Genomic DNA, 6,354 nt, shown 5'->3' with positions numbered 1-6,354 from the left:
TCTCCGCCGAGAACGGCAAGCCCATCAAGTGGGCGCGCGGTGAGGTCGGCCGTGCAGGTGCCCGGGGTTCCCTGGGCACCGGTCCGCGGCGGGACCGTGTACGGCAGGTGCTGGAGGGCGAGGGTCGTACCGCCCGCGACCACGACGACGGGCACGACGGCGAACAGGACGCGGGTGCGGCGACGCCGTTCGGGCCGCTCGGGCTTCGCGGTCCGTTCGGGCTGTACGAGGCCTTCCGGGACGGACGCGGCCGCCGGCTCCGGCCCGGTGGCCTTCGCCGGCTCCTTCCCGGGCTGCTTCGCAGGCTCCGTCGCGGGCGCCGGCCCTCCGCTCGTGAGCGGGACCGTCGGAACGTCGATGTCCTGCACCTGGGCGGCGAAGGCGGCCCGCTCGGTCAGCCTCTCGGTGATGGCGGCCGGCCACGTCGGGGAGTCGGACGGGCTCTTCCGGCGGACCTGTTCGAGGAGTTCGGCGGCGGTGGGCCGGCCCTCGGGGTCCTTGTCGAGGCAGGACCCGACGAGCTCGGCGAGCTCCTGGTCCAGCTCCCGCAACGGCTCCAGGTCGGGCGCTTCGTGGACGATGCGGTACAGCACGCCGTGCCCGGACTCGTCGCCGAACGGCGGCTGGCCGCAGGCCGCGTACGCCAGCACCGAGCCCAGTGCGAAGACGTCGGTGGCTCCGCTCAACCGCCTTTTCCCCGTGGCCTGTTCCGGCGCCATGTAGGCGGGCGTGCCCACGACCATGCCGGTCCTGGTCAGCTGGCTCTGTTCGGCGGCGCGGGCGACGCCGAAGTCGATGAGGGTGAGTCCGTCCAGGGTCAGCATGACGTTCGACGGCTTGAGGTCCCGGTGCACCATGTCCAGCCCGTGCACCGCGGCCAGACCCGCCGCCGCCTCCCGCAGCAGCAGCCACAGCGCGTCCGCGGGCAGCGGGCCGCCGTGCAGTCCGATGGCCTCGCGCAGGGTGAGCCCGGGGATGTACGCGGTGGCGAACCACGGCGGCCTCGCCGTCCGGTCGCTGTCGAGCAGCGGGGCAGTGGCCTCCGCGGGCAGCCGGGCGAGATTGTCCAGCTCGTGCCCGAAGCGGCGCAGGAAGTCCGCGTCCTCGCCGACGACGGACGCCAGCAGCTGCTTGACGGCGACGTACCGGCCGTCCTGGACCCCGAGGTACACCCGCCCCATGCCGCCGGCCCCGAGCCGGCCCGCCAGCGCGATCGTGCCGATCCGGCGCGGATCCCCCTCCTCCAGGGGTTCGGCCCCGCTCCCCGTCAGCTCCAGCACGTCAGCCCCGCCCCCGCTAGGAAATTGGAATCAGTTTCCAGAAATCTACCGGATGCCCTCGCGTGCCAACACGCCGAGCCCGACCGGCACTTAGCGTCGCTGAAGCTCCGTCACCAGACCCGCTACGAGGGTGGCCCGCTCGGTCATCGCCTCGACCACCACGTACTCGTGGTCGGCGTGGGCTCCGCCGCCGACCGCCCCGAGGCCGTCCAGCGTGGGCACCCCCAGGGCGGCCGTGAAGTTGCCGTCGCTCCCGCCCCCGACCGCCTTGCCCTCGATCCCGGGGAGCAGCCGCTGCGCCACGGCGAAGAGCCCGGCCGCCGCCGACTCGGGCATCGGGGGCCGGCCCAACCCTCCCTCGACCGAGATCTCCGCCTCGTCGAGGTGCGGAGCCAGCGCCGCGAAGGCGGATTCGACGCGCTCCTTCTCCGCGTCCGACTCGACGCGGACGTCGACGACGACGGTCGCCCCGGCGGGGACGACATTGTCCAGGGTTCCCGCCGACGCGACGGTCGGGGTGACGGTCGTGCCGATCTCGGGCCGGCCGAGCGCCGTGATGTCCAGTACCTGGTGCGCCGCCTCGATCAGGGCGTTGACCCCGGCCGCGGGCTCGAGGCCCGCGTGCGAGGCCCGGCCCGCGATGGAGACCTGGAAGGTGCCGCAGCCCTTGCGGCCGGTCTTCAGGGCGCCTCCGTCGGCGGCCCCCTCCAGCACGAGTACCGCGCCGCAGGCGAGGGCCCGTTCCTCGATGAGGGCCCGGGAGGAGCGCGAGCCGACCTCCTCGTCGGCGGTCACCAGGATCTCGACGCCCGACCGGTCCTCGAGGGACGCCAGGCCGTGGACGGCCTGGACCAGGCCGCCGAGCATGTCGAAGACTCCGGGCCCGGTCACGTGCCCGTCCTCGACCCTGAACGGGCGGCGTTCGAGGGTGCCGAGGGGGAACACCGTGTCGTGGTGGCCGAGGACGAGCACCCGGGGTTCGCCGCCCCCCGACCAGTGGACGTGCGGCCCGGCTTCGCTGTCGACGAGGACGGCCTGCCCGCCGAGGCGGCTCTCGATGACGGAGGCGACCACCTTGGCCGACGCCGTCAGGGCGTCGACGTCGCGCGAGGGCGACTCGGTCTCGACGAGCACCCGGAGGTCCTCGATCATCGCGTTCACGCTCACCTGTTCGGTCTTGTGCGTCGTCATACCGCACAGATTAGTGGCAGCCGTCATCCGAGGTAAAGAATGCTTGACACGATGTCGCGACTGCTTGACACTCCGAGTGTCTGGTTTTCTTGACATGGGGGAGTGGGAGCGCAAGTGGCAGTCGAGGAGAAGCGTGCCTGGAGCATGCTCGTGGTCGCGGTCGTGTCGTACGCGGCGTACCTGTGGGTGGTGCTGGGGCACCCCGCGGCGGTGCCGCTGCCCCAGGCGCCCTACGTGGAAGCCCTGTTGTGGACGGTCGGCCTGTCGATCGCCGTGTCGATCGCCGCGCACGTCGTGATCGCCGCGGCCGCGCCGCGGGAGGCGAACGTCAAGGACCAGCGCGACCGCGAGATCCACCGCTTCGGGGAGTACGTGGGGCAGTCGCTGGTGGTGATCGGCGCGGTGGGCGGCCTGGTGCTGGCGATGGCCGAAGCCGCTCCGTTCTGGATCGCCAACGCCATCTTCCTGGCCTTCGTCCTGTCGTCGGTGGTCGGCTCGGCGGTCAAGGTCGTCTCCTACCGGTTCGGTTTCCACCCGTGGTGAAGGCGACGCGGGTCACCAACACGATCCGGGCCCGGCGCTTCGCCCACGGCGAGATGACCCAGGCCGAGCTCGCCCGCCGGATCGGCGTCAGCCGGCAGACCGTCATCGCCATCGAACAGGGCCGCTACTCCCCGTCGTTGGAGATGGCCTTCCAGATCGCCCAGGTGTTCGGGGTCCCCCTCGACGCCGTCTTCCAGTACGCGGCCCACCCGGGCGGCGCGGGCAACACCGACACAGAGGAAGGCACTTCATGAGAGCCATCGTCCAGGACAGCTACGGAACGCCCGACGTCCTGCGCCTCGAAGAGATCGAACGGCCCGTGCCCGGCCGGGGCGAGGTGCTCCTGCGCGTGCGGGCGGCCGGCGTGGACATGGGCGTCTGGCACCTGATGTCGGGCCTGCCGATGGCGCTGCGCGCGGGCTTCGGCCTGCGGGCGCCCAGGCAGCGCGTCCCGGGCATGGACGTGGCGGGCCGCGTGGAGGCGGTCGGCCCGGACGTCACCCGGCTGCGGCCCGGCGACGAGGTGTACGGCTCCTGCACCGGCGCCTTCGCGGAGTACGCCTGCGCCAAGGAGGACGCGCTCGCGCCCCGTCCGGCCGGGCTCACACCCGAACAGGCGGCGGTCGTCACGATCTCCGGGTCCACCGCCCTGCAGGCCTGCCGCGCCGGCCGGCTGCGGCCCGGCGGGCGGGTCCTGGTGATCGGGGCCTCGGGAGGGGTGGGGAGCTACGCCGTCCAACTGGCCAAGGCGCTGGGTGCCGCCCACGTCACCGGCGTCTGCAGCGCCGCCAAGGCGGACCTGGTCCGCTCGCTGGGCGCCGACGAGGTCCTCGACCACGCCCGCGAGGACCCCACCGGCGGCGGCCGGCGCTACGACCTCGTCCTCGACATCGCGGGCAACCACTCCCTGAGGCGGCTGCGCCGGGTGCTGAACCCGGGCGGGACCCTGGTCATGGTCGGCGGCGAGACCGACGGCCGCTGGCTCGGCGGCTACCACCGCCAGCTGGGGGCCCTGCTGGTGTCCCCCTTCATCCGTTCCCGGGTGCGGGTCCTCGCCTCCACCCCGAAGCCCGAGGACCTGCGCGCCCTCGGGGAACTCCTCGAGTCCGGAACGATCACGCCGGCCGTCGACCGCACCTACCCGCTGGCCGAAGTCCCCGACGCCATAGGGCGCCTGCGGTCGGGCCGGGTGCGCGGCAAGATCGCGATCAGCGTCTGAAGCGCCGCGCACCGCGGACGCCGCCCCGCCGCCCCGCCGCCCTACCGTCCGGCGACGGCCGGGGCGGGAGCGGGCGCCGGCTGCCCGGCGGCGCCCGCGCAGCGGAGCCGGTCGGCGGTGGCGGGGGCCCCGTCCACGGTGTTGCGGTCGTAGGTGACCGTCCTGACCCGCACGGGCTCGCCGCCGACGGCGACGTCGAAGGCCGCCTGCTTCGGGGCCGGCCGCAGGACGGCGCCCGGGAGGGCGGCCGCCAGGGTCGCCGCCTCCTCGTCCCGGCCGGCCGGATAGGTGATCACCGGCGGCCCGGCCGGGCGGGTGGCCGGTGCGGGCCCCGCGGTGGTCGCGGCGAAGCCGCTCGCGGTCAGGGCGGCGGCCACGGCCGCGTCGTCCACCCGGACCGGGATGACGGCCGGGTTGGTCGGGACCGGGGTCTGCGGGACGGGCTGGATGCGGGTGTCGCCCGTGATGGGGCGGTCCGCGCCGAGAGCCTCCCACAGCGCCGCGGACCGGGGCTCGTCCCACACCAGGGTGGAGCCGACCCCCGGCACCCGGTGGTCGAAGAGGCGGATCGGCACGGTCGCGAACTCGGTGCGGTCCGCGCGCAGCCGACCGAGCGACCAGCCGATCCGGATCAGGTCGTGCAGGCTGGTGCGCGCGTCCGTGCGCACGGACTTCAGCAGGGCCCGGGCGGTGCGCGCCGTGCTCGCGGGACCGTTCAGAGCGCCCTCGGCGGTGAGGCGGGCCAGGAGGTCGTTGACCATGCGCTGCTGGCGGCGGACGCGGCCGAGGTCCCCGGGACGCTGGTTGACGTGCCGGGCCCGGACGTAGCGCAGCGTGCCGTTGCCGTCGGTGCGGTGGACGCCCGCGGTGACGTCGAGGCCGGAGTTCTCGTCCTTGAGCGGCCTGTCCGTGCACACGGTCGCGCCGCCGAGGTCGTTGACGGCCTGCTCGAAGCCCGTGAAGCCGGTCTCCAGGTAGTGGTCGACGTGCAGGCCGGTGGCCTTCTCGACGGTGCGCACGGCCAGGGGGCCGCCGCCGTGCGCGTACGCACCGTTGATCTTGCCCCATCGGGCCGGTTCGCCGGCGGCGGTGCTCGCGTACTCGACGTAGGAGTCGCGCGGAATGGACACGAGGCTCGCGCGGCTCAGGTCTGCCGACAGGTGGACGAGCATCATCACGTCGGTGCAGTTGCAGCCCTTGCCGCCGACGTGGAGCCGTCTCTTCTCGGCGGCGGAGAGGCCGGCGCGGCTGTCGATGCCGACGACGAGGATGTTCGTACCCCGGCCGGGACCGGCCTGGTGGGCCGAGACGGCCTGGGGGACCAGTAGGGCGCCGGTGCCAAGGGTCGCGAGCGTGGTGAGGGCAACAGCGAGACGACGCACCGCACATCTCCAAATCGTCCGATTATCTAACTAAACGGACAGTAAGGGGTCGGTGTGCGTGTCACGGTGCTACGCGCCCGGATCAGCCGCCTCATGGCCTAGTGGCGGTCGCGGTCAGCCGAGGAAGGACAGCCGCACGGTGCGCTCGGGGTTGTCCCGGTTGGTGTCGACCAGCACCACCGACTGCCAGGTGCCGAGCGCGAGCGCCCCGCCGATCACCGGCAGGGTCAGGTGCGGCGGCACGATCGCGGGCAGCACGTGGTCGCGGCCGTGCCCGGGGGAGCCGTGCCGGTGCCGCCAGCGGCCGTCCGCGGGCAGCAGGGTGCGCAGGGCTTCCAGGAGGTCCTCGTCGCTGCCGGCGCCCGTCTCGATGACGGCCAGGCCCGCGGTCGCGTGCGGGGTGAACACGTTGAGCAGCCCGTCCCGCTTGCGGGCGGCCTCTGCCAGGAACTCCGCGCAGGCCGCGGTCAGGTCGTGGACGGTTTCCGACGTGCCGGTGACGACGTCGAGGGTCCGGCTGGTGAAGGTGTCTGCCATTCCTCCATCGTCCCGCCGCACCGGCCGGAGGGCGGCGGGGGCGCGCCCCGCCGTGCGGCCGTTCCGCTGAAATCCGGCCGCCCCGCGCATCGTCGGGGGCCCGGCCGGGCAGCCAGCCACCGTGGTGCCGTTGACGCCCTCGTCGTAGAAGGCCCGGCCCACCTTCTCCACCCACGGCATGTAGGTGAGCTCCTTGACGGCC

The 6,354-nt window shown here is 73.8% G+C and carries 7 protein-coding genes; 3 read left to right on the top strand and 4 right to left on the bottom strand.

The genetic code is table 11. The features are described from left to right. Together AB0D66_RS33980 and AB0D66_RS33975 are read right to left on the bottom strand one after the other, a co-directional pair. Positions 1-1,280: serine/threonine-protein kinase (locus AB0D66_RS33980; protein ID WP_362311016.1), on the bottom strand; the 1,280-nt coding region annotated here is incomplete at its 3' end. 90 nt (positions 1,281-1,370) lie between these two features. Next, complete coding sequence (locus tag AB0D66_RS33975) at positions 1,371-2,471, bottom strand: M20 family metallopeptidase (RefSeq protein WP_362311015.1); 1,101 nt, start codon at positions 2,469-2,471, stop codon at positions 1,371-1,373. A gap of 114 nt (positions 2,472-2,585) precedes the next feature. On the opposite strand from AB0D66_RS33975, the gene AB0D66_RS33970 reads away from it, so the two are divergent. The 3 genes from AB0D66_RS33970 to AB0D66_RS33960 are packed head-to-tail and all read left to right on the top strand — an operon-like array spanning position 2,586 to position 4,233. Beyond that, positions 2,586-3,014 (top strand): hypothetical protein, encoded by a 429-nt coding sequence (locus AB0D66_RS33970; RefSeq protein ID WP_362311014.1) that lies wholly within the window; start codon positions 2,586-2,588, stop codon positions 3,012-3,014. Between the two features lie 23 nt (positions 3,015-3,037). Further along, the gene (locus AB0D66_RS33965) at positions 3,038-3,268 is read left to right on the top strand and encodes a helix-turn-helix transcriptional regulator (protein WP_362311018.1); all 231 of its coding nucleotides are present in this window, start codon (positions 3,038-3,040) and stop codon (positions 3,266-3,268) included. Continuing rightward, complete coding sequence (locus AB0D66_RS33960) at positions 3,265-4,233, top strand: NAD(P)-dependent alcohol dehydrogenase (protein ID WP_362311013.1); 969 nt, start codon at positions 3,265-3,267, stop codon at positions 4,231-4,233. Before AB0D66_RS33965 ends, AB0D66_RS33960 begins: the two co-directional genes overlap by 4 nt. Positions 4,234-4,274: 41 nt before the next feature. Here AB0D66_RS33960 and AB0D66_RS33955 read toward each other — a convergent pair whose 3' ends face one another. Both AB0D66_RS33955 and AB0D66_RS33950 read right to left on the bottom strand, forming a co-directional pair. Beyond that, positions 4,275-5,615 carry an LCP family protein gene (locus tag AB0D66_RS33955; RefSeq protein ID WP_362311012.1) on the bottom strand — a complete coding sequence of 447 codons (1,341 nt, stop codon included), beginning with the start codon at positions 5,613-5,615 and terminating at the stop codon, positions 4,275-4,277. Positions 5,616-5,729: 114 nt separating this feature from the next. After that, positions 5,730-6,152, bottom strand: a complete 423-nt coding sequence (locus AB0D66_RS33950) for a YjbQ family protein (RefSeq protein WP_362311017.1) — start codon at positions 6,150-6,152, stop codon at positions 5,730-5,732. Positions 6,153-6,354: the final 202 nt, after the last annotated feature.

This window comes from Streptomyces sp. NPDC048270 (genome assembly GCF_040652335.1).
Taxonomy (GTDB): Bacteria; Actinomycetota; Actinomycetes; order Streptomycetales; family Streptomycetaceae; genus Streptomyces.
The sequence above is the reverse complement of the archived record's forward strand: the minus strand, read 5'-3'. Positions and strand labels throughout refer to the sequence as shown.

What these genes read in the sequence shown, in the direction of transcription:
- AB0D66_RS33975 (WP_362311015.1), bottom strand. Translation starts at nt 2,471, where the DNA reads ATGACGACGCACAAGACCGAACAGGTGAGCGTGAACGCGATGATCGAG.
- AB0D66_RS33960 (WP_362311013.1), top strand. Translation starts at nt 3,265, where the DNA reads ATGAGAGCCATCGTCCAGGACAGCTACGGAACGCCCGACGTCCTGCGC.
- AB0D66_RS33950 (WP_362311017.1), bottom strand. Translation starts at nt 6,152, where the DNA reads ATGGCAGACACCTTCACCAGCCGGACCCTCGACGTCGTCACCGGCACG.